Annotated in this window: 27 protein-coding genes; 8 read left to right on the top strand and 19 right to left on the bottom strand. The window is 64.9% G+C overall.

From position 1 onward, the window contains the following. Positions 1–190: 190 nt before the first annotated feature. The 3 genes from FM113_RS16815 to FM113_RS16825 all read right to left on the bottom strand — a co-directional run bounded on the left by FM113_RS16815 (position 191) and on the right by FM113_RS16825 (position 5,217). Entirely contained in the window at positions 191–4,009 is a 3,819-nt protein-coding gene (locus tag FM113_RS16815) for an AAA family ATPase (protein ID WP_087015986.1), read from the bottom strand. Between the two features lie 140 nt (positions 4,010–4,149). After that, positions 4,150–4,707 (bottom strand): OsmC family protein, encoded by a 558-nt coding sequence (locus FM113_RS16820; RefSeq protein WP_087015987.1) that lies wholly within the window; start codon positions 4,705–4,707, stop codon positions 4,150–4,152. Between the two features lie 123 nt (positions 4,708–4,830). Beyond that, positions 4,831–5,217: a DUF4260 family protein gene (locus tag FM113_RS16825; RefSeq protein WP_140393404.1), complete on the bottom strand. Its 387-nt coding sequence runs from the start codon at positions 5,215–5,217 to the stop codon at positions 4,831–4,833. A gap of 101 nt (positions 5,218–5,318) precedes the next feature. Here FM113_RS16825 and FM113_RS16830 point away from each other — a divergent pair, with 101 nt between their 5' ends. Further along, positions 5,319–6,020, top strand: a complete 702-nt coding sequence (locus tag FM113_RS16830) for an HAD family hydrolase (RefSeq protein WP_087015988.1) — start codon at positions 5,319–5,321, stop codon at positions 6,018–6,020. A 13-nt stretch (positions 6,021–6,033) separates the two neighbouring features. Here FM113_RS16830 and FM113_RS16835 read toward each other — a convergent pair whose 3' ends face one another. Continuing rightward, positions 6,034–6,396 (bottom strand): hypothetical protein, encoded by a 363-nt coding sequence (locus FM113_RS16835; protein WP_087015989.1) that lies wholly within the window; start codon positions 6,394–6,396, stop codon positions 6,034–6,036. Positions 6,397–6,670: 274 nt separating this feature from the next. Between FM113_RS16835 and FM113_RS16840 the strand changes: the two genes are divergently transcribed. Then, positions 6,671–7,432, top strand: coding sequence for a MerR family transcriptional regulator (locus tag FM113_RS16840; RefSeq protein ID WP_176387281.1), 762 nt, complete (start codon positions 6,671–6,673; stop codon positions 7,430–7,432). Here the strand turns inward: FM113_RS16840 and FM113_RS16845 are convergent. Both FM113_RS16845 and FM113_RS16850 read right to left on the bottom strand, forming a co-directional pair. Then, positions 7,420–7,824 carry a hypothetical protein gene (locus FM113_RS16845; RefSeq protein ID WP_087015991.1) on the bottom strand — a complete coding sequence of 135 codons (405 nt, stop codon included), beginning with the start codon at positions 7,822–7,824 and terminating at the stop codon, positions 7,420–7,422. The genes FM113_RS16840 and FM113_RS16845 overlap by 13 nt on opposite strands. Beyond that, positions 7,824–8,279, bottom strand: a complete 456-nt coding sequence (locus tag FM113_RS16850; protein WP_087015992.1) for a MepB family protein — start codon at positions 8,277–8,279, stop codon at positions 7,824–7,826. The genes FM113_RS16845 and FM113_RS16850 overlap by 1 nt, the downstream gene beginning before the upstream one ends. A 101-nt stretch (positions 8,280–8,380) precedes the next feature. Here FM113_RS16850 and FM113_RS16855 point away from each other — a divergent pair, with 101 nt between their 5' ends. Further along, the gene (locus FM113_RS16855) at positions 8,381–9,109 is read left to right on the top strand and encodes a DNA methyltransferase (RefSeq protein ID WP_254909067.1); all 729 of its coding nucleotides are present in this window, start codon (positions 8,381–8,383) and stop codon (positions 9,107–9,109) included. 168 nt (positions 9,110–9,277) lie between these two features. Next, complete coding sequence (locus FM113_RS16860) at positions 9,278–10,438, top strand: calcium:proton antiporter (RefSeq protein ID WP_254909068.1); 1,161 nt, start codon at positions 9,278–9,280, stop codon at positions 10,436–10,438. Here FM113_RS16860 and FM113_RS16865 read toward each other — a convergent pair. Continuing rightward, on the bottom strand, positions 10,435–11,019 hold the full coding sequence (locus tag FM113_RS16865) for a TetR/AcrR family transcriptional regulator (RefSeq protein ID WP_087015993.1): 585 nt from the start codon (positions 11,017–11,019) through the stop codon (positions 10,435–10,437). The two genes, FM113_RS16860 and FM113_RS16865, sit on opposite strands and share 4 nt — an antisense overlap. A 53-nt stretch (positions 11,020–11,072) precedes the next feature. Here FM113_RS16865 and FM113_RS16870 point away from each other — a divergent pair, with 53 nt between their 5' ends. Beyond that, positions 11,073–11,822, top strand: a complete 750-nt coding sequence (locus FM113_RS16870; protein WP_087015994.1) for an MBL fold metallo-hydrolase — start codon at positions 11,073–11,075, stop codon at positions 11,820–11,822. Positions 11,823–11,849: 27 nt separating this feature from the next. Here FM113_RS16870 and FM113_RS16875 read toward each other — a convergent pair whose 3' ends face one another. After that, positions 11,850–12,824, bottom strand: a complete 975-nt coding sequence (locus FM113_RS16875) for a diaminopimelate dehydrogenase (protein WP_087015995.1) — start codon at positions 12,822–12,824, stop codon at positions 11,850–11,852. Between the two features lie 176 nt (positions 12,825–13,000). Beyond that, positions 13,001–14,593, bottom strand: a complete 1,593-nt coding sequence (locus tag FM113_RS16880) for an isocitrate lyase (RefSeq protein ID WP_087015996.1) — start codon at positions 14,591–14,593, stop codon at positions 13,001–13,003. A 223-nt stretch (positions 14,594–14,816) separates the two neighbouring features. On the opposite strand from FM113_RS16880, the gene FM113_RS16885 reads away from it, so the two are divergent. After that, positions 14,817–15,350 carry a hypothetical protein gene (locus FM113_RS16885; protein ID WP_087015997.1) on the top strand — a complete coding sequence of 178 codons (534 nt, stop codon included), beginning with the start codon at positions 14,817–14,819 and terminating at the stop codon, positions 15,348–15,350. Between the two features lie 9 nt (positions 15,351–15,359). After that, positions 15,360–15,722 (top strand): iron chaperone, encoded by a 363-nt coding sequence (locus FM113_RS16890; protein WP_087015998.1) that lies wholly within the window; start codon positions 15,360–15,362, stop codon positions 15,720–15,722. Positions 15,723–15,732: 10 nt separating this feature from the next. On the opposite strand, the gene FM113_RS16895 is transcribed toward FM113_RS16890, so the two are convergent. The 7 genes from FM113_RS16895 to FM113_RS16925 all read right to left on the bottom strand — a co-directional run bounded on the left by FM113_RS16895 (position 15,733) and on the right by FM113_RS16925 (position 21,300). Next, on the bottom strand, positions 15,733–16,041 hold the full coding sequence (locus tag FM113_RS16895; RefSeq protein ID WP_140393405.1) for an SMI1/KNR4 family protein: 309 nt from the start codon (positions 16,039–16,041) through the stop codon (positions 15,733–15,735). Between the two features lie 22 nt (positions 16,042–16,063). After that, positions 16,064–17,371, bottom strand: a complete 1,308-nt coding sequence (locus tag FM113_RS16900) for a replication-associated recombination protein A (protein WP_087016000.1) — start codon at positions 17,369–17,371, stop codon at positions 16,064–16,066. A 228-nt stretch (positions 17,372–17,599) separates the two neighbouring features. Beyond that, on the bottom strand, positions 17,600–17,983 hold the full coding sequence (locus tag FM113_RS16905; protein WP_087016060.1) for an MmcQ/YjbR family DNA-binding protein: 384 nt from the start codon (positions 17,981–17,983) through the stop codon (positions 17,600–17,602). An 86-nt stretch (positions 17,984–18,069) separates the two neighbouring features. Beyond that, complete coding sequence (locus FM113_RS16910; protein WP_087016001.1) at positions 18,070–18,393, bottom strand: putative quinol monooxygenase; 324 nt, start codon at positions 18,391–18,393, stop codon at positions 18,070–18,072. A 149-nt stretch (positions 18,394–18,542) separates the two neighbouring features. Next, positions 18,543–18,830, bottom strand: a complete 288-nt coding sequence (locus FM113_RS16915) for a HigA family addiction module antitoxin (protein ID WP_254909069.1) — start codon at positions 18,828–18,830, stop codon at positions 18,543–18,545. 10 nt (positions 18,831–18,840) lie between these two features. Next, positions 18,841–19,119: a type II toxin-antitoxin system RelE/ParE family toxin gene (locus FM113_RS16920; RefSeq protein WP_087016002.1), complete on the bottom strand. Its 279-nt coding sequence runs from the start codon at positions 19,117–19,119 to the stop codon at positions 18,841–18,843. 336 nt (positions 19,120–19,455) lie between these two features. After that, the gene (locus FM113_RS16925; protein WP_140393406.1) at positions 19,456–21,300 is read right to left on the bottom strand and encodes a hypothetical protein; all 1,845 of its coding nucleotides are present in this window, start codon (positions 21,298–21,300) and stop codon (positions 19,456–19,458) included. An 83-nt stretch (positions 21,301–21,383) separates the two neighbouring features. On the opposite strand from FM113_RS16925, the gene FM113_RS16930 reads away from it, so the two are divergent. Beyond that, positions 21,384–21,944 (top strand): hypothetical protein, encoded by a 561-nt coding sequence (locus FM113_RS16930; protein ID WP_087016005.1) that lies wholly within the window; start codon positions 21,384–21,386, stop codon positions 21,942–21,944. Positions 21,945–21,962: 18 nt separating this feature from the next. On the opposite strand, the gene FM113_RS16935 is transcribed toward FM113_RS16930, so the two are convergent. From FM113_RS16935 to rnc, 3 genes are all read right to left on the bottom strand, one after another. Then, positions 21,963–22,538 (bottom strand): DUF6434 domain-containing protein, encoded by a 576-nt coding sequence (locus FM113_RS16935; RefSeq protein WP_087016007.1) that lies wholly within the window; start codon positions 22,536–22,538, stop codon positions 21,963–21,965. A 147-nt stretch (positions 22,539–22,685) separates the two neighbouring features. After that, the gene (gene mutM / locus FM113_RS16940) at positions 22,686–23,654 is read right to left on the bottom strand and encodes a bifunctional DNA-formamidopyrimidine glycosylase/DNA-(apurinic or apyrimidinic site) lyase (protein ID WP_087016009.1); all 969 of its coding nucleotides are present in this window, start codon (positions 23,652–23,654) and stop codon (positions 22,686–22,688) included. Between the two features lies 1 nt (position 23,655). Further along, positions 23,656–24,399, bottom strand: coding sequence for a ribonuclease III (rnc, locus tag FM113_RS16945; protein WP_087016011.1), 744 nt, complete (start codon positions 24,397–24,399; stop codon positions 23,656–23,658). Positions 24,400–24,401 lie beyond the last annotated feature (2 nt).

Raw genomic sequence — 24,401 nt, forward strand, 5'->3', positions numbered from 1 at the left:
GGTCCACGGTCCACGGTCCACGGTCCACGGTCCACGGTCCACGGTCCACGGTCCAGGATCCACGATCCACGATCCACGGCCCACGGCCCCGAGGTCCCAAAGGTCCCAAAGGTCCCAAAGGTCCAGGGTCCACGGCCCACGGCCCAACGGCCCAACGGCCCAAGGCCAATGGCCCAAGAAACACCACCGCTTAGGCGGACGCCCGCTCCACATCGTCCTTCTGGATCCGCTGCCCCACAACGGCTGAAATGCCGTCCTGGCGCATCGAGACACCATAGAGGGCGTCAGCGATCTCCATTGTCCGCTTCTGATGGGTGATGATGATCAGCTGCGAGTTTTCCCGGAGCCGTTCAAACACCTGCAGCAGCCGCCCCAAGTTCGCGTCGTCGAGCGCGGCCTCAACCTCATCAACAATGTAGAACGGGCTGGGGCGCGCCTGGAAGATGGCCATCAGCCAGGCGACCGCGGCGAGTGAACGCTCCCCACCAGACAGGAGCGACATCCGCTCCACCTGCTTGCCCGCGGGCTTGACGACCATCTCAATGCCGGTGTTGAGCAGATCATCGGGATTGCTGAGCGCGATCTCACCTGAGCCACCGGGAAAAAGGATCGGGAAGACCTCAGCGAAAGCGAGTCGAGTGTCCTCGAATGCCTCCCCAAAAATGCCCTGCATCTTCTCGTCGAGCTCTGCAATGATCGAGAGAAGGTCGGCGCGAGTCTTCGTGAGATCCTGCAACTGCTCTGAGAGGAACGCGTGTCGTTGCTCGAGCGCGGCGAACTCTTCAAGAGCGAGCGGATTAATGCGCCCCAGTTCTGCCAACCGGCGCTCGGCCCGTGCGAGCCGCTTCTCCTGCTCAACACGAACATACGGCACCGTGGGAACGGATTCACGGGAAGAATCGCTCTCGCCAGCCTGAGCATCCGGTGCCGGATCCGAGGCGTCCTCCAGCGGCCCTGGACCGGGCCCCGTCAACCCCAGTTCGGCTGCGAGTTCAGCTTCAAGCCTGTTCGCGAACTGGGATTCGACACTATCTCCGGCCCCAGCTCCGGCACCGGCACCGGCACCGGAACTCGAACTCGACGCGGAGCCAGCTCCAGGTGCCGCGGCACCGACCCCGCTGAGGTCGGGCACAGGCTGATCCGGCCCGTACTCAGCGATCAGCACATCCTCGACCAAGCCAAGTTCGTTGCCGGATCGCTCGAGCAACGCCGAAAGATGCAACTTCCGCTCATAGCTTTGGAGCTCAGCACCGTGCACCCGTTCGGTCAGGGCCTGCAGCTGCTGACGAAGGGTGGAGTCCTCAGAGCGTAGCAGCGTAAGTTCTTGGCTATGCCTGGCGCGCTCCTGCTCCGCGCGCTGCTGCACAAGCCGCGCCTCCGTGAGCGAACGATCGCACGCATCAAGGATCGCGGGCAGTAGCCCGGCGACACGTTCGGCCTGCGCGACCTGACGGGCCCGCAGTACCGCACGCCGAGCAGCTTCGTCCGCTGCACGCTGCTCGGACGCGAGCTGTTCTGCAAGCGCGTCCCGCTGCGCCGCACTCACCCGAGAGCGCTCCCGCGCGGTCTCAAGCGCCAGCCGCGCCTCGAGCTCGATCGCGCGCGCGGCTTCGACCTCACCGAAGGCCAAATCGCGCTGGCTGGCGTCAAGGATCGGGCGCGGCTCGGACTCTGCCGCCGCCAGTACAGCAGCGGCTCGCTCGGCCTGGCTCTCTGTTTCCCGCGCCGACTCCGCAACGGCCGCAAGCGATTGGGTGGCCCGCTCGGCCTCGGCACCGGCGAGTTCCGCCCGGGTCACCAGGCGGTTCCGCTCCTTCGCGTGCTCGGCGAGGCGCGCATCTGCAGTGCGCAATTCCGCGAAGCTCTCGTGCGCCGCGGTCTTCGCGTGAGCAGCCGCAGCGCGAAGCTCCGCAAGTTCTGCGTCGAGGTCCGCGATGGCCTCCGCGACCTCGTTGCGCCGAGCGGCGGCCTGCTCCAGCTCAGCAGTGAGCTCAATGCGTGAGGGGGCTTGCTGAGACCCACCGCTGAGCGTGTGGGCAGTCAGCACGTCACCCTCGAAGGTAACGACAGTGTAGCCGCCGTGCGGGAATCGCTCCGTGATCGCGGATCTTGCCGCAATTGCTGCGTCGACGCTTGCTGCGATGTAGCTCCGGGACAGGAACCCGCGCACCCCGTCCGGAGCCGCGATCACCGCGTCGCCCGCGCGAGTGAGTCCTGCGATCTCGGGTGCCGGATCAAGCCCACGGCCAGCATCGTCAGAGCTTTCGCCGCCAGAACCCGCGCTGCCGGATCCCGCACCCGCACCCGCACCCGCACCGAGCACTGTGCGGAGCCGCCCAAGGTCATTTTCGCGTGCCGAGCGCACGGCCTCGGCGGCGCTCTCTGCGGAGTCCGCGAGCAACGCGTCGGCAAAGGTGCCGAGTGCCGCACCGATTGCAGCTTCGAAGCCCTCGGTGACACGCACGTGTTCGGCCACACGTCCCGAGATTCCTGCGGTTCCCGCCGCGAGCACCGCCCCAGAGGCGTCGCGTTGGTCTAGGGATCTGGCCAGCGCACTCATCCGGGCGTCGAGCCCAGCGCGTTCCTGTTCAAGTTCGTGGAGCTGATCCCGCGCGGTGTCGCGCAGCCGCTCGGCCTCGGCCTGCGTGTCTTGCGCGGTCTGGTACGCCTCGTCGAGTCCCTCCTCTGGGACATCACCGTGCTCGGACTGAGTTTCGAACTCCGCGAGCGCGCTCCGCGCCTCCGCGAGCCGGGATTGCGCTTGTTCGACCGCAAGCTCACGGCGCGTGATCTCCTGCCCCACGGCAACACGCTTCTGCGCGGCAGCCTCGCTCTGACCACGCAACTGAGAGAGTCGCAGATCGTGGGAGGACACGAGCGCACTTTGCGCGGCGATGTGCTCGTCGATCGCGTCAAGTTCGCGCTGCGCGGCCCGAGTCCCCGCACCGGCGCGTTCCCAAACAGCCTCAGCAACGGGTACCGCGGCGGCAAGCCGTTCCGCCTCCTGCGCTGCCTCGTCCACGGCGGCAGGGCTCAACCGAGTGACGTGGTCTGTTGATTCCGCCTGGGTAGCAAGGAACGTGAGGCGTTGCTGGGTCTGCGCGTACAGTCCACGCAGCTTGGACTGCGCAGATTCGAGACCGATGCTGACGCGACGGGCCGCATCAAGTTCATCGCTGTGTTGCTCCTGTTCCAGGCGCTGGATCCGGAGCTGCTTCTGCTCGACCTGCTCCTGCAGCACGATCCGCTCCGAGTGCTGCTCGGACTCCGTGCGGGAGAGCGCATCGAGTTCTCCACGCAGCCGGAACACGTCGTCGGCGAGGAGCCGGGCCTTCGCATCGCGCGCCTCCGCCGCGATACTCTGGGCGGCACGTGCGACTTCCGCCTGGCGTCCCAACGGTTTCAGCTGTCGCCGGATCTCACCCGCGAGATCGTTGAGCCGGGTGAGGTTCGTTTCCATCGCGTCAAGCTTGCGGAGGGTACGTTCCTTTCGACGGCGATGCTTCAGAATCCCGGCGGCTTCTTCGATGAATCCGCGGCGGTCCTCGGGAGTTGCCCGCAGCACTGCGTCGAGCTGGCCCTGCCCCACGATGACGTGCATCTCGCGCCCGAGCCCGGAGTCGCTCAGGAGTTCTTGCACGTCAAGCAGGCGGCAGGAGTCGCCGTTGATCGCGTAGTCGCTGGAACCGTTGCGGAACAGCGTCCGGCTGATCGTGACCTCGGCGTACTCGATCGGGAGTGCACCGTCCGAGTTGTCGATTGTGAGGCGAACCTCCGCGCGTCCCAACGGGCCGCGGGTCGCCGTGCCGGCGAAGATCACGTCCTCCATCTTGCCGCCCCGGAGCGTCTTCGCCCCTTGCTCCCCCATCACCCAGGCGAGCGCGTCAACAACATTCGATTTCCCAGACCCGTTGGGTCCGACAATCGCGGTCACGCCGGGTTCGAACTGGAAGGTCGTCGGCTGCGCGAACGATTTGAAGCCTTTCAGGGTGAGGCTCTTCAGGTGCACGCTGCCTCCTCCCGGGCTCTCGGTCGCTGGGTCTCCCCACTGACCTTAGCGCGTGCCCGGCCCACATCCGCGGAAAACCGCGGGCGCTTCGCGGCCCGGATCCCGCGTCCCACGCTTGACCCGGGCCACGATCCGGCAGCCTACGCCTTCGCGACGGTCACACTGACCGGCGTCGGGTTTGCGAACAGGTCATACACCGGGCAGTTCACGTCGACCGCATCGCGCAGCTGCTCGTAGCGTTCCTGCGTCTCCGGGCCGGTGATTTCGACGTGTACTCGAATGTCACTAAACCCGGGGCGCACCGCCGGGTCCTTGCCGAGCAGACGTGCAGCGTCGAGATCGCCCTCGGCCCGGACGTTGATGTCGTCTACCTGAATCCCGAGCGCCTGCGCGTAGAGTCGGTACACGACAACCTGGCAGCCTGCGAGCGCGCCTAGCGCAAACTCGACGGGGCTCGGCGCAACGTCATCTCCCGCGAGCGGGGCCGGCTCATCAATCACGAACTCGTGCTTGCCGGAACGCACGCGAGTCGCCACCGCACCCTCGCCCACGCCGGTGACGCGGTAGGTGAGTTTCGAGGAGTCGCGGTTCGCATCGATGTGATCGCTCCAGGCGGATCCTGCAGCGGCGAGGCGCTCGGCCCGATCCTGCGCGGTGATCTCGGGGATGGACGTTGTGGGTGCGGTGAGTGTGCTCATGCAGGTCACACTAGGTGCGGTCTGTCACCTTCGCACGCGGTGTCGACACACGGAGTTACGCAGCGTCATCCGACGTTACGTGGCGTCATCCCGCGTCACACAGTCCCCCCGTTCCGTCTCCGCTCACCGGACCGGAACGATGCGGCCCTCAGCATCGCGCAGCCCGAAGCCAAGCGCACGATCCGCCGCGATGTGCACAAACCAGGCCAGGCCCGCGAGCGCGATCCCCCAGAACCCCTCGGTGATCCCGCCGGTGAGAAGCAACACAATGAAACCGACAAGGATGATCGCCGCAGGCACCGCGACGGCGTGCATGAGGTTGTAGAAGCCGACCCGTTCCGGTTTCATGCGGCCGCGCTCAGCAAAGGCACCGAGCAGCGCGATGTCGGGAAGGACTCCGAAAATGACGACGACAAAGATGGCGGGCCACCCCCACCAGATGCACCACATCACCGCGACCGCAAGCCAGACAAGACCGCTCATGGCCCACATTGCACGAGAAAACACCATGGTCACAATCGTATCGGCCACGGCATGGGACGCACTGCGGCGAGCGCGGGCATACCGTGCACGATCGGGCCTCAGCACGGCCCCGCGATACCGTGGAGGGTGTGATCTCCCACGTCTACTTCGATTTCTTCGGCACGCTCGTCGACTACGACGCGTCCATTCACCCTGACCGAGCGAATGCGCCCGCCGAGGCCGTCTCCCGGCTCGGGCTCGAGCTATCACCGGGGCAGGCGAGCTCCCATTGGGGTCACGCGTGGGCTGAGCTCGACGGAAAAGCTCAGGAGACAGGCCGAGAGTGCTCGATGTGGGAGATCGCGACCCTGTTTTTCGAGCTCTGCGGCGCACACCGGGTCCCCCGCACGGAGCTTAATCGGCTCGTCGACGAGTATCTCAGGGCCTGGACCGCGAATGTGCGGCTGGCGGCCGGTGTTTCCGAGTGTCTGCGCACGCTTGCGGCGGCCGGTCTCAAGCTGGGCGTCGTGAGCAACACTCATCACCCCACGCTTGTCCAGGAACAGCTTGCCCGATTCGGCATCTCGGCATCGTTCGAGCGCGTGCACACCTCGGTAGAGATCGGGTGGCGCAAGCCGCATCGCGAACTGTTCGACGCGGTGCTCGCTCGGGACGGGATCTCAGCGGCCCAGGCTGCCTTCGTGGGCGACACCTGGGCCGCAGACGTCGCAGGCCCCCGGGCTGTTGGTATGCACGCCTACTACGTTGGCGCTCCTGCCCCGGGCCGTGAACCGATACGGATGCAGGATCTGCCGGCGGAGATTCGAAGCGCGGCCGGCCCTGTCGTGTGACACAGGGCGAGGACTATCGCACCCTGCGCAAACGCTCCTCCGTGGGGGTCTCCAGGGTGTAGTGGGTCCCATAGCGTTCCGGGTCTCCAAAGTCCACATGCTGCACAACGACACGATCAGGGCTTGCTTCGATGATTCGTACCGTCACATTCGCAGTGTTGTCTGGCGCGACAAGTTCCCAATTCCCCAACAGGTACTCCAATCCGAGGGAGTGAAGCAGCGCAGCCGCCGTGTCTCGCGCGACCGGCGCCGACAACGAACTCCCGAATACGGTGACGGGCACGCACATCGTGTCATCTCCTGAATCGGGCACCAGGAAGCCCAACAATTCATCGTCGTCGTCTCGATAGATTTTCGTCCAACTCGTGGGGATCATGCTCCCGCTCCTCATTGTCGTTCAGGCACGATTGTCGTTTAGGCACGATTGTCGTTCAGGCACGCCTACGAGAAGACCTGCACGTGGTCGCTGAATCGCGTGGGTTTCCCGCAGACGTGCCTACTCGCGTGATCTTCTCTCCTTCGATCCTTGCGCTCGTGCAGGTCAGCACTCGCTCACCGTCAAACGCTTTTGCGTTGGTCACGTCACAAGTCCTCATGCCCCGACGCTATTTCTTGACATGATGTCAAGGTCAAGCCCTACGCTCATCCATATGCGGATGTCGATCAGCGCCCTCGCAGCCCAGTCAGGGGTAAGCGCCCGCGTGCTGCGGCATTACGACACGCTCGGATTGCTTACCCCGAGTGAGGTCGGCAGCAACGGTTACCGCTGGTACGGCCACGCAGAACGACTCCGACTGCAGCGAATTCTCCACCTCCGGGAACTTGGCGTGCCACTCAAGATCATTGGTGAGATCCTCAGTTCGCATGACACCGAGCACGAACGACAGGTCTTGATCAGGCAACGCGCTCTCGTCGTCGAGGAACGCGACCGCCTCACGAAGATGTTGCAGACGTTCGACCGCACGCTGACGGAGATTTCTCACGGAACCCCCGTCACGGACACCGAGTTCTTCAAGGGAATGCGTTCCGCCCGCTCAATCTTGCGGGCCGAGGTGATCGCACGCTACAGCTCTGCGGCAGCGCAGGCATTCGAGCCTGAGTCTCTGCACGCTGGCCAGTGGGACGTCACCCAGTCCCAGGCGGCCGCCGACCGCAGTTCGAGGCTCTATCTGACGATGCGCACCGAGATGTTGGCGGGCCGACTCCCCGAATCGTCTGTGGCTCAGGCGCTCATACGCAAGCACTACGACATGATCTGCGAAACGTGGACACCGACGGGTGAGGCGTATCTTGGTATCGCCGATCTGCTCGGCCGTCCAGGATTCCAAAGAGACCTCGTGGCAAGCATCCACAATCGCCTGCCAGGGTGGCTCACCGCCGGGATGCGAGCCTTCGCCAATCACTTGTCCTGAATCGAGCCGTTCGAGTCTTGAGGTTTCGCGGCTCTCCGGTGCCTGATCATTCGCCCCAGTACCAGGAACGCCGCGGTGACCGCGAACCCCACGATGAGCATGTCTCCCGCGAACCACTGCCAGTGGACACTCGTCGCAATCGGATCGTCCCATGCGCGCGTGAAGTTGAACGGCACCGTCTGAGGGAACTCGGCATACGCGTAACGTGACAGGTCCTGCGTCACCCAGTCAAGTGGCCACCCATAGCTTGCGTGGGCAAGTTCTCCCGGTGAGTGCGCGGTGAAGCGGTCTCCAACGAGGAGGAAAAACGTAGCGAGCGCTGACAATGGGAGAAGGACAAGGTAGATCTGGACCAGGTCCTTGACCCGGGTTCGAACCGGCGCGGGACTCATCAGTTTCCCCCGAGGTCATGGAAGGCGGCGGCCTGCGCCGCTTGAGTACGTGCAGCGGCGCGGTTCAGTCCGGTGCTCCACGCGGGATAGACCCGGAAGCCGCGCTTGCCGGGGTGCACGGCTGATCGGGATACTCCGAGTTCACACAGCTCAGCCGTGGTGAATTTGAACACACCGAAGCGTTCCTCGTCCACGACAAACACCAACAATCCCGCGGCGGGATCGTCCGCGCCGAAGGGTTCCGTTGCTCCGGTGGGGTTTCGTTGCCAGACGGCAACAAACGCGCCGGGCTTCGTGGGAGTAATTCGGGCAGTCCGGATACGCCACTGCGCGTCCCCCAGTCGCACCGCGCCCGATTCGTACTCACTGTTCTGCTCTTCGGGTGTTGGCACACCCGGGGTCCCCCAGCGCACGCCGGGCAAGGTCGCGAAACGTTCGAAGGCGGTGAAGTTCATGTTCCGTCCTGTCTGCATAGGGGACGGGTCTCAGCGTACGGCCCGCCGGGACCAACGCCGTACACAGGGCCCATATCAGCCGCCCGGGATACACTGCAGGGGTGAGGAACACGCTGGATCAGCACCCGCGCGTGGCCCCTGGTCACGCTTCACCGCTCGACACCCGACTCGAGGTGACGCACGAGAGATTCGTCGCGGAACGCCCGCCCGGGGCCGAAGAAGACGTCCACATGATCGCCGAGATCGTGGATCACGTGATCGAACGGTGCACCACGCCCGGTGATCTTGTGTGCGACCCGTTCGCCGGATTCGGCACCACGATCCACCGCGCCACGGCCCTCGGCCGCCGGGCAATTGGTATTGAGTTACTGCCCGAACGGATCGCGCTCCTCCAGCAGCGCAGCCCCGAAGCCCGGGTGATCGAGGGCGACGCTCGCGAGATGCTCCGCCTCCTGGTGCCGGAACTGGCGGCGGATCCATCTTCCCCGCACGTGGATCTCGTACTGACCTCACCGCCCTACATGACGGCGGAGGATCACGCGGCTGATCCGCTCACCGCCTACGAGCTTGATACGGGCGACTACGACCGCTATCTGACCGAGCTCGGGCTCGTGGCGGCGCAGTGCGCACGAGTGGTGCGCCCCGGCGGCTTCGTGGTCTGGAACATGGCGGATATCGTGCACCGGGGCCAGCTGACCCCACTGATCTCAGATTGCACTCGGGTGCTGCGAGCGCACCTCCGCGAGGTGAGCGTTACCGAGATCGCGTGGGATCGGCACCCGCATGATCTTGTCGCAGACGCCCTCCTCGTGTTCCGTCGGCCGGAGTAACCGGAAAGCCACGCGCGCAGGATCTGCCCGGAGAGTGCCGGTAGTCTGGGGAGGCGCAGGCAATACAGGCGACCGGACGGGACGGCCCGGACGTGTGATCGGCGCGGGGACGGCCCCGCGGATGAGGAATCTCTCGTGACCACCGTAACTTCCGTAGAATCCGTAAGCGTGCGATCTATTTTTACCCGCTCCGCTATCATCCGCCTGATTCTCGGGTGGGGTGCGTTCGTTGCCCTGATGCTCTCGGGTTCCCTGCTGGACCCCCCGGTCCCCACTCCGCCGCTCGTCGGCGCACTGGTGATCATCATCGCGGTAATTCTCGTGTGTGCGTTCGGCGTAGTGCACGAAGCTGAGCACCTGGCGCACCGACTCGGCGACCCCTACGGCTCGCTTGTGCTCACGCTTTCGATCGTGCTGATCGAGGTTGTGCTCATCTCCGCGGTGATGCTCGGCCCGGGCAAGCAAGAGACAATCGCCCGCGACTCAGTCATGGCCGTTTCGATGATCATCCTGAACGCCGTTGTGGGGCTCTCCCTCCTGTTGGGAGGCCTGAAGCGAGGCGGCATGCAGCACAACAGCACGGGAACGTCGAGCTACCTGGCGCTGATCGTGGTGCTGTCCTCACTGGCTTTCGCGCTTCCGGCAATGATCGGCGTGGACGGCTCGTACACGCCCGCGCAGGTCATCCCCATTGTGGTGCTGACCCTCGCGCTCTACGCGTTTTTCCTGTACAGGCAGATGGGCACCCAGGCGGATGACTTCCGTGAGGTCGATCCTGGGCTTCGTGCAGCAGGAGAACACAGCGCGCCGGATCAGGCCGCAGCAACTCCTGATATCGCCGCACGCCCGAGTATCGGGCAGGTCTTCGCTGAGCACCGCACCGAGATCCTGCTCCGTGTACTTCTGCTCGTCATCACCGTGCTCCCGATCGTTCTGCTCTCGCACGACATGGCCACGCTGCTCGACGACGGCCTCGGCCGGATGGGTGCCCCGGTCGCGCTCGCCGGGATCTTGATCGCAATGATCGTGTTCCTCCCCGAGTCGATCACGTCCGTGCGAGCGGCATTGGGCGGCGAGGTGCAGCGCGTCAGTAACCTCTGCCACGGGGCACTCGTCTCCACGGTGGGCCTCACGATCCCCGCCGTGCTGATTATTGGGAGCCTGACCGGGCAGACGGTTGTGCTCGCGGAGACCCCCACAAACCTGCTCATGCTCGGCGTCACGCTGCTCCTCACCGTGACCACGTTCTCGGCAAAGAAGGTCACAGCCATGCACGGCGCGGCACACCTCGTGGTGTTCGCCGTGTACGGGTTGACAGTGTTCGCTTAGGAACGGCTCTCGGGGGTCGTGCCGTGCTGCTCCTGATCGCGGCCCCCGATGAGCGCCTCCATGCGAGCTACACCGAAGCGCCACGCGCGCTCGATGTCACCGTCGAGGTGAAAGCCGCCACCCAGTTCCATACTCACGAAACCCGTTGCCCATGCGGTCAGGGTGCGTGCAGCATCGAGCACATTGTCCGCGGGCACTACGCGCCCCACGAGGCGAAGTACCGCCGCGCTCGCCGCCGCGGGTGCGGCCGTCGTTGTGCTCCCCCCGGCCCTCGGCTGCCCCTGGCCCATAATCAGCCGGAACGATTCGGGTCGCTCATGACCAAATGCCCGGAACCGATCCGCGAGATCGGCGAGGTTCTGCGCCGCATCGAGCCGCGCTCCGAGCTCACGCAGCTTCGCGTCCGCCACAAGCTGGAGCAGCGTTTCCCGGCCGTCGACCCGTTTGTACAGCGACGGCGCACGCACCCCGACGCCCACGGCAACGGCCTGCATCGTGAGCCCGTCCACCCCATCACGCTCGAGAATCTCGCTCGCCGTGCGAACAATTTCGGGGAGTGTGGTCTTGTCGGGTGCGGCCATACCCCCACTATAGCTATTGACGTTAGCCATGATGGCTAATTAGAGTAGCCATCATGGAACTCACACCAGGCCTGCACCGCATCGGCTCCGACATCGTCGCCGCCTACCTCATCGTGACCCCCGAGGGCATCACTGTGGTCGACGCGGGCCTTCCCGGACACTGGCGCGACCTCAGAAAAAAGCTCGCACAGCTCGACCGCTCAGTCAGCGATATCCGCGCGGTGCTCCTCACCCACGGCGACTCCGACCATTTGGGCTTCGCTGAGCGACTCCGCCGCGACCACGACGTACCCGTGTACCTCCACCCGGGCGATGCTGACCGGGCCGGAGGTGGCCCGAAGCCGAAAAACGCGAGACAGACCTCCCGCCCAGGGGCGCTGCTGGGCTTCTTTGGCTACGCACTCCGCAAGGGCGGAATGCGCACTGCCTGGGTCACCGCAACGCACCCCCTCCGGGACGGAGAAACGCTCGATCTTCCCGGCACCCCACGGGTAATCGCGCTCCCCGGCCACTCAGCCGGGAGCGTTGCCTTCCACTCGCCACTCGTGGATGCTGTGTTCGTGGGCGACGGGCTCACCACACGCCATGTACTCACCGGCCACACAGGGCCTCAGCCAGCGCCATTCACTGACAAACCCGCAGAGGCACTCCGCTCACTGAACCACCTCATCGCTACTGGCGCGCGCTGGGTGCTCCCGGGGCACGGGGCCCCGTGGGGCGCCGGAGTAGACCAGGCTGTCACCGCGGTGACCAATGCCGCCCCCGCCGCTGAATCGCGCACACGCAAGGGCTCAATTCGCTAGGCGCCTCAGAGATCGGGAATCCCCGCGCTACAGCAGTTCGGCACGCAGCTGCGCTGCGGACTTCGGAGAAAGCAGGCCAGGCGCAATATCGAAGGGTGTTTTCGCCCCGTGGGCGCCGGTGGCCGCCAGGCGCGCGGCCGCGCGCGCGTACGCGACGAGAACGCTCGCGGTAAACTCTGGATTCGAATCGAGCTGCAGTCGGTACTCGATTGTCTGTGTGGCGCCAGGCGAGGACTCACCGCTCCGAATCACGAAGCCGCCGTGGGGCATGCCGGCGTGATCTCGAGCCAGCTCCTCCGCCGAGATGAACGTGACCGTCGTGTCGTACGGCGCAAAGTAGTCAGGCATGGTGACGATGGCCTCGCGAACCTGTTCCGGATCCGCCCCATCCTTGAGCACCACGAAGCACTCACGGTCGTGCTTGTCCCGCGTCGTCAGCTCGGGCTGCTCCCCCGCACGCACCCGCTGGATTGCCTCGTCGGCCGGGATCGTATACTGCACAGCACCGGCGACGCCCGGAACACGGCGCAGCGCGTCCGAGTGGCCCTGACTCAGCCCGCGACCCCAGAACGTGTACGTCTCTCCCTGCGCGAGGATCGCTTCCCCGTAGAGGCGGTTGATGGAGAACAGTCCCGGATCCCACCCTGTCGAAATTACCGCGGTTGTTCCCGCGGCCCGCGCTGCCGCGTCTACGGAGGCAAAGTGCTCGGGGATCTGTCCGTGATTGTCGTAGCTGTCAACCACGGAGAATTGCGCCGCAAGCTCGGGAGTTTGTTCGGGCAGGTCGCTCTTCGATCCGCCGCACAGCACAAGCACGTCGATCTCGCCGCGCCGACTCGCAAGCGAGTCCAGCGCAAACACCTCGGCCCCGCTCGTTGCCACCTCGGCTGGATCACGACGCGTGAACACGCCAACAAGGTCCATATCGGCCTGCAACCCGATCGCGGTCTCGACGCCCCGCCCGAGGTTGCCATAGCCAACAATGCCGATGCGGATGCTCATGAAGTGCCTTTCTCCCCGATGCAACACGGCACCGGTCCGATCTGAACGCGATGGCGCCCCAAACAGCCATGATGGCGTGAGCTCAGGCGCAGGGTCAACTTTCGGCGCTGCGGCACGCCCCGGGAACAACGAGGCGGGGCCCGGCTCTCGCCGGACCCCGCCCCAGTTCGTGAACCTTAGAACTGGTTCATCGTGTTGTCCTTGCCGCCAGCCTTGAGGGCTGCGTCACCGGCGAAGTACTCCTTGTGGTTGTCACCGATGTCACTGCCCGCCATGTTCTGGTGCTTGACCGTCGCAATTCCCTGGCGGATCTCCTCACGCTGTACGTCGCGGACGTAGGTCAGCATGCCTTCGTCGCCGAAGTAGCCCTTGGCCAGGTTGTCCGTGGACAGTGCGGCCGTGTGGTAGGTCGGCAGGGTGATGAGGTGGTGGAAGATGCCGGCGCGAGCTGCGCCGTCCTTCTGGAAGGTGCGGATCTTCTCGTCGGCGAGCTCGGCGAGTTCGGTGGTGTCGTACTCGACACTCATCAGCTTGTCGCGGTCGTACGCGGACACGTCCTTGCCCTCTTCGGCCAGCTGGTCGAAGGCCTGCTGGCGGAAGTTGAGGGTCCAGTTGAACGAGGGGCTGTTGTTGTAGACGAGCTTCGCGTTCGGGATGACCTCGCGGATGCGATCCACCATGCCGGCGATCTGCTCCACGTGCGGCTTCTCGGTTTCGATCCAGAGCAGGTCAGCACCGCTCTGCAGCGAGGTGATGCAGTCGAGCACGCAGCGGTCCTCGCCCGTGCCCTTGCGGAACTGGAACAGGTTCGATGCGAGACGCTTGGGACGGAGAAGCTTGCCATCGCGCTTGATGACAACGTCGCCGTTCCCGAGATCAGCCTCGGAGATCTCTTCCACGTCGAGGAACGAGTTGTACTGGTCGCCGAGGTCGCCGGGGGCGTTCGTGACGGCGAGCTTCTGCGTGAGGCCGGCACCGAGTGAGTCGGTGCGCGCCACGATCACGCCGTTGTCGATCCCCATCTCGAGGAACGCGTAGCGCACCGCGTTGATCTTCGCGGTGAAGTCCTCGTGCGGGACCGTCACCTTGCCGTCCTGATGGCCGCACTGCTTCTCGTCAGAAACCTGGTTCTCGATCTGAATGGCGCACGCGCCGGCCTCGATCATCTTCTTTGCGAGCAGGTACGTTGCCTCGGGGTTGCCGAAGCCTGCGTCGATGTCGGCGATGATCGGCACAACGTGCGTCTCGTAGTTGTCGATCTGCGACTGCAGGAACTCCACAGCGGTCTCGTCTCCAGCGACCCGGGCGTCGTCGAGCTGCGAGAAGAGCAGGTCGAGCTCGCGAGCGTCAGCCTGACGGAGGAAGGTGTAGAGCTCCTCGATCAAGGCCGGCACCGAAGTCTTCTCGTGCATCGACTGATCCGGCAGCGGGCCGAACTCGGAGCGGAGAGCGGCGACCATCCAGCCCGAGAGGTACAGGTAGCGCTTGTTTGTGGTCTTCAGGTGCTTCTTGATCGAGATCAGCTTCTGCTGGCCGATGAAGCCGTGCCAGACGCCGAGCGACTGCGTGTAGACCGAGGAATCAGCATCGTACTCAGCCATGTCGCGGCGCATGATGTCGGCGGTGTACTGCGCAATCTCGAGGCCGGTCTTGAACCGGTTCTGGGCACGCATTCGAGCGACGTACTCAGGATTGACCTGATCCCAGGAGGAACCGTTCGCTGCCTTCAGCGCCTCTACGGCTTCGATGTCGTTCTGGAATGCGGTCATGGTGACTCCTTTGTGGTGATGGCCTGATCACTTCGCGGTGATCGTTTCGGGCTACTTCTCACTCTGCACCCTCTGCAACCGCCACACCCGCCAATTCGAAGGGGAAAAACATGCGTATTTCTGCTCGTCGAAAAATCTCCGTCACTGAGGAGGGTTTCTGTGCTGCTCGCCGTTCGCCTCGATGCTCCGTAGGCTGGAGTTCCAGGCTCACGAGAGGAGCGAGATGACTCCCCCCGTTCCGAACCCGCACCCAGCCCGGGCGGCGAGCTCCGCCACAGCAGGCTCGCCCGGCACGTTCTCAACAACCGAGCGCGCACACGGTATCGCCCGCGTGGGCCCGCTCGTGGCACTGGGCATTGCGGCGGCGTTTGCAGGGGTCATCGCGTTCGCCACCGGGGTCGCGGCGACGTGGCTCCTCCCGCTTGCGCTGCTCGCGTTCGGAGCCTGGTTGGCTTGGGGTGCCAAAATCTCGGTCACGGTGGGCGCGGACCACGCCCGATTCCGCGCCCCGCTCGTGTCTCGCACCCTGTCCCGCTCCGACGTCACTGCGGTCATCGTCACTTCGGACGACGGCATGAACCCGAGCGCCATCAACTGGCCAGCGGCACCCGTCACCGTCGCTGGGGACCGCATGCTCCGCTTCAGTATGGGCGGCACCGCCGTCGTGACAGTCTCGACGTCCACCGGATCCGGCGTCCAGTTCGTGGCCCGCGACCGGGACACGGCGCAGCGCATCGCGGACGCGTTCCAGCATTAGGCTCGGGGCATGACCGAGAAGCCGCAGTCAATCGACGAGCATCTGTCGCGCCTCGACCCCGCACCCCGAGCGGAACTCGAGCGGATCCGACAGCTTGTGACCGCGCTCGTGCCCGAGGTCACCGAGACCATGAGCTACGGTATGCCCACCCTGAAGGTCCGGGACCGCGCGCTTGTCTATTTCACCGCGTCGAAGTCGCACCTGAGCTTCTATCCGTCTTCCTGGGCGATCGACGAGCTGCGCGATCAGCTCACCGGCTACGCCACGACAGCGCACGCCATCAAGTTCACGCTGGACACTCCGTTGCCGAGCGAGCTGATCGAGGCCCTGGTTCGCGTGCACCTGCGCGAGATTGAGGCCGGCCGGCAGTGAGCCCCGGCATTCAGGCCTCCTGCACGGACTCCTCGAGCAACGCCCGGAAACTCGGTGCAAGCTCACGCACCTGACCATTGGAATTGTGGTCAATCGTGAGCACGCGCCCCGATCCGGCAATCCAAATCGTGTTCCCAGCACCGTCGTCGGCGAACACCAGGCCATCTCCGATCTCAGCACCGTCGCGCCGCGCGCGCAGCGTCAGTGTTCGGTCGCACGCCCCAAAGCGCCCCGCGGAAACCGTGCCAGCGTTTCCGTGCCAGCATCTCCGTGCCAACATCTCCGCGCCAGCAGGGGCATCCACGGTTCTCGCTGCCACACGAGATGCACGATCCTTCGAGCTATAGGGCGTTGTCCCGCAGCTGCTGCCAGTGAGCAAGGCGCTCGGATATTGCTCGCTCATACCCGTTGCGCGTCGGTTCGTAGTATTGGCTTCGTTCGAGGCTATCGGGAAAGTAGTTTTGGCCGGAGAATCCCTCGGGCTGATCGGGGTCGTACGCGTATCCTTCGCCGTACCCGAGCTGCTTCATCAGCTTCGTTGGAGCGTTCAGAATATGCGCCGGCGGCATCAACGAGCCGGTTTCTTTCGCGGCACGCATTGCACGGTTTAACCCGCGATAGACGGCGATCGATTTGGGTGCGGTGGCGAGGTATACAACGGCTTGGGCCACTGCGAGCTCGCCCTCCGGGGACCCCAGCCTTTCGTAAACGTCCCAAGCGGCGAGGGCTTGCTGGATCGCTTGTGGGTCGGCCATTCCGATGTCCTCATTCGCAAACCGCACGAGTCTCCGGGCGATAAACAGCGGGTCCTCACCCCCCGCGAGCATTCGCGCGAGCCAGTAGAGCGAAGCGTCAGCATCGGATCCACGCATTGCTTTGTGGAGGGCGGAGATGAGGTTGTAGTGCGATTCCTGAGTCTTGTCGTACAGCGGCGCGCGCTTCTGGACGGTCTCAGCAAGACCGACGGTATCCAGCGGTGCAGTGTCGTTCGGAAGGGTGAGCAGCTGTTCCACGAGATTCAGCAGGTACCTGCCATCACCGTCTGCGAGCGCCACCAGAGATCCAACAGCGGCCTTCTCAAGTGGCAGCTCGCGGCCCGCGAGCTGTTCTGCCCGCGAGATGACGATCCGCTGCGCCGCTTCATCGAGCCGCTTTAGTACAAGCACCTGGCAGCGGGAGAGCAGGGCACCGTTGAGCTCAAAACTCGGATTCTCCGTGGTTGCGCCAACCAACACGATCGTCCCGTCCTCCACGTAGGGCAGGAAGCTGTCCTGCTGTGCTCGGTTGAAACGGTGGATCTCGTCGACAAACAGGAGCGTCCCCTGCCCGATCTCCCGCCGTTTCCCGGCGGCGGCGAAGATCTTTCTCAGATCGGCGACGCCAGAGAACGTCGCGGAAAGCGGCTCAAACTCAAGGCCAGTGGCTTCGGCGAGCAGCCTTGCGATCGTGGTTTTGCCGCAGCCGGGTGGCCCCCACAGAATCGTCGAAACGAGCTTGCCCTGCGCGAGCATCCGGCCCAGCGGGGCCTCGGCACCCAACAGGTGGTCTTGCCCGACAACCTCAGCAAGTGTGCGCGGGCGCAGCCTGTCAGCGAGCGGCCGAGAGGTGTCGTCCACGTCGAACAGCGAGACCTGCGTCGAATCCGCCATCTCGGACCTCCATTGCTGAATACGGTCGAATGAAACAGGACGCACGCGCTGAGTGGTTCCTCGCACAGCTCCCGATTCCGGTCGTTTCTCCTACCGTAGGTGCAGCCACTGACATTGGTGGGACAAATCGGTTGTACGTCCGTGAAAAGCGGACACTCAGTGTCTCCAAGCAGATCGAATACGCTCGCTCGTCGCCCGACCACGCTACGGCGTCGCCACTCAGTGAAGTCAGACGGGTTGCCCAAAGGTGTCCGGGTTCACCGGGCGTAGCCGCTGGGGAAGCTGCTCGACGACGAGCAGATAGGACTCCGTGACAAGATCCTCAACCATCTGCGCATCAAGGCTCCCGCCCGGTCGCAGCGTGATCCAGTGCCGTTTATTCATGTGATAGCCCGGCGTGATGTCGTCGTGAGCGTCTCGAAGCACCTGGCTGTCTGCGGGCGCAGACTTCAGCGTGACGATCGGTTCTCCGGCAACTTCGGACTGCAGCATGAAGACTTTGCCCTGCACCTTCCACACATCCCAGGCTTCACCAAACGGGTGGGTCAGCTCCGAGCCCGGAAGCTCCTCGGTGCGGTCAGCGGCCCGCCGCTGCAATTCGTCTGCGTGCATCGGTTCCACACTTTCGCTCTTGGCCCCTGCTTGGGGACGCCCAGGTGCCGCCGCAGGAAAACCCGCAACCGCTGAGCAATGTTGCACTAGTCGATCGTCAATTCACCCATCTCGCCCCACGAGTCGCCGTCGACCTTGCGGGAAACGATCTTCGGTGTAGCCACAAGGGCAGGACGCATCGATTCGAGCCCGGCCGTGAAGTGATCGCTATTCACGTGAGCGCCAGCGGCTTCGTCGTCAAGGAACGCCTCAACGAGCACAAACTCGCTGGGGTCGTCCACGCTGCGTGACCAGTCGAACCACAGGTTGCCCGGCTCCTGGCGCGTGCTCGAAGTGAATGGTCCCACAAGATCCATGAACTGCTCGGTGTATTCCGCTTTGGTCTTGAATTTCACGACGATGAAGTACATGCGTCAATTCTAGGCACCGCCGTTCCGCTCCCTCGAGCACCCCTGGGGCTGGCGCACGATGGGGATGCGATTCTCGGACGGTTCCTTGTGTCGCGCTTCCAGGCTGCAGGGAACTCGACGGGGGGATCTCCGAGGGCTATAACGAAGGACTAAGCCACATCCAGACGGCGCACGCAAGGCGTACCAGCCGCTCGTTCAGCGCCCAGGTCGTACGCCGCCGCCTGCATTGCGAGCCACGCCCGAGCGGTGCCGACGCCGGCGGCCTCAAGGCGGACCGCCAGGTTGGAAGACAGGCGAGCATGCTCATGCAGCACACGACTGAGCGCGACGCGCGAAATACCCAGCCGTGCAGCGGTCTCATTCACGGTCAACCCGAGCTCAGCGATCACGTCTTCCCGAAGAATTGCACCAGGATGTACCGGATTCTGCATCATCATCGCTCCCCTTTCAGTGGCAATCGCGATAGTCGACAAGTTCAACGTCTTGCTCAACGAATCTAAACGTGACTCGCCAGTTTCCGCCCACACGAACAGACCATTGGTCAGCCAGCTCGCCTTTCAACTCATGCAAGCGAAATCCTGACCTATCGAGGTCTCGCGCGTGCTGAGCGACGTCAAGCAAGGAGAGAATGCGCGTGAGCTTTGGAACGTGATCACTCTGCACTCCATTCCGTGAACCACTCCTATAGAGCGCCTCGAGCCCCTTATGACGAAAGCTGACAATCATACGCGGTTGTATCGCATAGCGATACAGAGACAAGTGCGTTATGCCCGCTTGTGTAGAGCGCCACGAACTCCGAGGCGCGCTCTAGTGCGCGCACTCAACTCGTTCGCCGGCGAGTCCGAGAAAGACGCACATACCCAGAATCTTCTGAACCGAAAGCCATGGTCGGTGGTGTCATCGACTCAGGCCCCCTCGAAGCATCTCATAAGCGCATACAGGCACCCCACGTCCCGACACCAGCGAGGTCGCTGCCGAAGGCCGGCAACATGCCCCCGCGGAATCAGCGTAGCTAGATCATATGAGGGTCTTGGGCACAAACCCGTCACGCGCGCTTGGCGGCTAGAGCTGCTGGGCGATCAGCGTCAGCGTGAGATAGCACGCCCCGAAGAGTACCGCGAACACCGTGCCCGCGCCGATGCCGAGGCGCAGGCGCTGGCCGCCGGGAGCGACACCGCGTTCCGGGTACGCCAGGCGCGAGCCGCTGCCCCCAGCGACGAAACGCGCGTCTCGCCATCGTTCCCACTGCGCGATTCGTTGGCCGACGGTATCCAGCGCGTGCGCCAGCTGCGCCCAGTCGGCCGGATCGCGGGTCACCATGTCCCGACGCGAGCGGAGAGTGAGCTGCCGATCCCGCAGCTCGACGTCGTACCCCTGCACGTCATCGACGAGCCACGCCATCACGTCGGGAGTGAAGAGGTACAGCGCATCCCGCTCATACCCTTTCGGTACGTACATCCGGAAATAGCGATCGAAGTCACCCTCGAGCTCCAGCCGTTGGCTGCGGTCCGGTGCCGTGTAGGCGGAGAGCGCCGGCAGCATCGGAGCATTCGACCGCAGAAGAATATGCGGCAGCGGGGTGCTGACCGTGAGCTCGCACACCCCACCGAACTGGGTACGGCTAGAACTCAGCGCGCTCGACCCCTGCGCTTCACGATTGGCGATCGTCAGCTCGGTCGCCGAATCGACCGCGCGCATTGTCAGTGTCAACAGCTCCGTTCCGTCAGCGCTCAATCGCGGCTTCGGCGCGTACACGAGATCGTTCTGACGCGCGAACTCGGCGAACACCAGGTGTTCGCCCACCCCAGTCAACCGGGCTCGTGCCCGGTTCGACCACCACAACAGCACGCCGCCACCCAGGAGCATGAGGGAGAGCACCGCCGACATCCCCAAGAGCTGCCTGGGTGTGTCTGCCTCACCGCTGAGCGCTTGCTGCACCATCCCGTAGCCCATTGCGATGACCCCGATGGGGAACACCGCCGCGACGGCACTGATCGTCCGGACCCGAACCACCTCTTCTGTGCGATGCAGCTCCGGGTGAGCGCGGACGAGGCTGCGTTGCTCGCCTCGGCTCGGCCGCCGCACGAGCGGGCGCGGGTCCCACCGGAATCCCCCGGGAACCCCCGCCTCAGTGAGGCCGGCATACTCCCACGCCAGCACGCGGGCGCTGGGCGAGGTCGAGCGCTCTCGGAGCTCTCCAATGTGCGCGCCGATCTCGGCACCCACCAGAAACGCGAGCGGGATCGTCCATGTCCCCGGACGCAGCGACGAGAGCAGCGGAGGGATCGCGAGGAGGAGCGGGATCCCGGCGACGATCAGCGGGCGAGCCCACCGGGCACCGGGGCGCGCAGCGTAGAGCGCACGCCCGAGGAGCGCCCCCAGAAACGCCAGGAACGGTGCGGCGAACATGATGCGCGGCTCCGTCGACAAGGTCAGGGCAGTCACCAGCACCCACGGGAGAATCGCCGCCAGCAGGCGCGCGAGGGAGCCTGGGCCGACCCCCACAACCCCGAGCATCAGGTGTGTTGCAGCCGATCCGAACACGGGCCGAGCACGATGCAGAGCGGGAATGTGCGCGTGGGGTGCGTTCCCCGATCCTCTACGCGACAGTTTTCGAAGGATCCGCCAGAGACCCAGGGTGATTAGAGTGACCCCGGTGGCACACCCCAGGATCAGCCCCACCAGACCGGGGACCCCCAGCAAGGGGTGCTCGGCGCCGGGGCCTGCACCCTCCGGCCCGCTCGCAACGATCGCGCCGGCACGCACCCAGAAGGTCACGAAAGCGGCGCAGATGATCACCCCGAGGAGCACGGCCACCAAGGCGCGGGGCACAGTGGTGATCGAGGGATTGTGGTTCGGAACCGTAAGACTCCGCGGTGAACGTTCTCCGACCACACTGCGTTCCATCACAGTAGGCTACCGGACCCACTTCTTGGGCTTCGCCCCGGGTACGATTGAGCCGTCAGTTCACCGTGCAATACGCACGCCGAATGGAGAACACCGTGCACCTCGTCACCGCTGATGCGCCCCGCCGCTTTGCGCAAATCTGGCCCAGCGAGTCCACCGGCGAGTGGGTGGTCCGGGAGGGCACGCTTGGCCGGGCCGGCCGCGTGCGGGAGACCGGCCTCGATCCCGCGACCACACCGCTCTCTCAGCTGGCTGCCCCCTTCCTTGACCAGGGGTTCCAAGAGGTTCAGGACGGGCACTATGAGTGGGTTGTTGCGCAGTTCCCCGCAGCAACGGCCGCTCGCGACCGCACCCTCATCGCGCACGCGAGCGAATGGATCGAAGCGACGCTCGACGAGCGTGGCCTCGGCCACCTCGACGGGCACGACCGCGGCAAGCGCGGCGATGACGGCAAGATCGTCGTCAATATCTTCGCGCAGGTCCTGGACGGGAACCTTGGCGCGGAAGCCGTGATGGCTGCGCTCCGCGCCGGCCGCGCAGACCCGACCCGCGCGTCGATCGGGTACCGCGTGGCAGACGCCGACATCTGGACTGTGCGATACGAACGACGCTCAGGCAAACTGCCCGGTCCGTTTCGCATCTGAGGCCGGCCCTGGGGGCGTTCAGCTACCTTCCTCGAGCCCGCTCCGCTCGTCGACCGGGGTATTTCGATACGCGCGCCATGCGACGAAAAGCTCCTCACGGGAACTGTCAGGATGTCGAGTGTGCCATGCCCGAGTGAAACGGTTGTATTCAAACTGAGCATCGATGGGTGTGCTCGGCCGCGTTCGGGTTGCAGCGAAGCACTCGAGAGCATCCTGCATCGTCTGAGTACCATCAGAGCGCGCAAAAAACTCCCGCATCGCGGCGTCAAAGTGGAAGTCCGCACCAAGTTGCTCGCTGAGCCAGGCGCGAACGACCTGGCTTGAGCGCTGACCTGCCGGAATGATCGTCGCAGAGGTGATCGGGGCGGTGAGCTGTTTCCCAGCGGCTCGCCTCGCTTTGGCGGGTTCGCGAAAGCTTCTCCCCGCGAGTGCGGCCGCGATGCGTTCGGTCAGCAGCTCCTTGTTCCCAGTCGCCCGAATCCCTTGCCCTCTGGCGAAGACTTCCAGCTCTGCCTTGAGCCAGTACCATCTGAGAAACTCTCGTTCGGTGAGGGCGTCAGTCAGTGCGGGTCTGGCCGTAGGCGGTGAAGTCACGAGCCAATTTTAGGGGCAAGGCGCCCCTTTTCGGCTATCCCGGATACGGCTCTCCCGGGTCGGCTGGGTACCATCGCCGCGCACAGGTGTTGCTGGATTCGGTTGTCGCGCACGAGCCTTGGTTCCCGAGCGGATCTCCGGCTGAGATCACCGACGCCGCTGACACCGCGCGCAGAAGTGACTCGAACGCCCACCAAACGGCACCCGCTTGATCGGGTCGCCGCAGCGATTGCACGCTTCTCCCCCACGACCGTACGCGTTCAGCGAGTGCGCGAAGTAGCCAGCCTGCCCGTTCACATTGACGTACTGCTCGTCAAAACTCGTACCGCCCTCGGCGAGCGCCTGCGTGAACACGTCACGCAGCGCCCCGAGCAATTCGCTGAGCTTGCGCACGCTGATCGCGTTGCCCGCGGTGTCGGGATGGAGCCGCGCCCGCCAGAGCGCCTCGTCCGCGTAGATATTGCCCACACCACTCACGAGCGACTGGTCGAGGATCAGCTTCTTGATCCCCGAAGCGCGGGAGCGCACCCCCGCCACAAACGCGGCGTCATCAAAACGGGGATCGAGCGGATCGCGCGCAATCCGCGCCGCCTGCATGGGGAGCAGTGAGCCGTCATCTGTGGTGGGGGCGAGGCGGTCGAGCGCGAGCGACCCGAACAGGCGCTGGTCGGCGAAGTCAACGCGGAGCTCCCCGTGCGCGGGGTGTTCGATCCAGAGCCGGATCCGCACGTGCCGATCGTCCTCAGCCGCGGTATCGCGCAGGAGCAACTGGCCGCTCATGCCGAGGTGCGCGAGTAGTGCCCACTCGGCACTCGCTCCCGGGTCGAGGGTAGCCACCGTCCTCGCACCCGCGACCGGCAGCCACATGAACTTGCCGCGACGCGCGGGCGCACCGAGCACGAGCCCGGTGACGCGCCGCTCGAAATCAGCGGCGCGTTCGGCCGCCGCCGCAGCCGGCATTGTCACGCCGTGACCCCCGAGCCCGTCGTCGCCCGAGAGCGGGAGGTGCCGTTTCAGCGCACGGGGATCGCGCACCTCGGCGGCAATCACCCGCGCACCTGTGACGGCGGGGGCAAGCCCGGCACGCACAACCTCGACTTCGGGAAGTTCAGGCACGCTAGCGCTTGCGGGCCCGGATACGCTCGACCGCGGCTCGCGCCGCAGCCAATTCCGCAGACTTCTTGCTTGTGCCCTGGCCGCGCCCGGTGACCCCGTCCAGCGAGACGCGTGCGAGGTAGCGACGGTCGTGATCCGGCCCCTTGCCCTCGGTTTCGTAGGGCGGGTGCGGGAGTCCCAGCTTCGCGGCCATCTGCTGCAGCGTCGTCTTGGGGTCCAGTTCGTCCGTAAGCCGAGTGGGGTCCACAAGTAACCGGTCGACCAGGCTGAGTACAAAGCGCTCCGCCTCAGCTGGCCCCGAGGACAGATAGACGGCCCCGATGATCGCCTCAACGGCGTCCGCAAGAAGTGAGTCCTTCTCCCGCCCGCCGGTCAGCTCCTCACCTTTGCCGAGCCGCAACACCTCACCGATACCAAGCTCGCGCGCGACCTCGGCAAGCGCCGTCGTCGATACGAGCGCGGCGCGGCGCTTCGCGAGGTCGCCCTCACTCAGCTCCGGGTAGTCCCGGTACAGCTTCACGGTGACCGCTTGTCCGAGGATAGAGTCCCCCAGAAATTCAAGCCGTTCGTTGTGTGCCGCACCGCCATGTTCGTATGCCCATGAGCGGTGCGTCAGGGCGAGCGCCGCGAGTTCTGGCTCAACCGCAACACCGAGGGAAACGAGAAAGCCGTCGTGGCCGCCCTGAGGCGACCCCGACGGCTGATCCCGGTCGGTGTGCGGGAGCGAAGATTCGTTCCCGTTCACGC

Origin of the sequence: Leucobacter sp. 7(1), from assembly GCF_900163635.1 — a bacterium.
GTDB lineage: Bacteria > Actinomycetota > Actinomycetes > Actinomycetales > Microbacteriaceae > Leucobacter.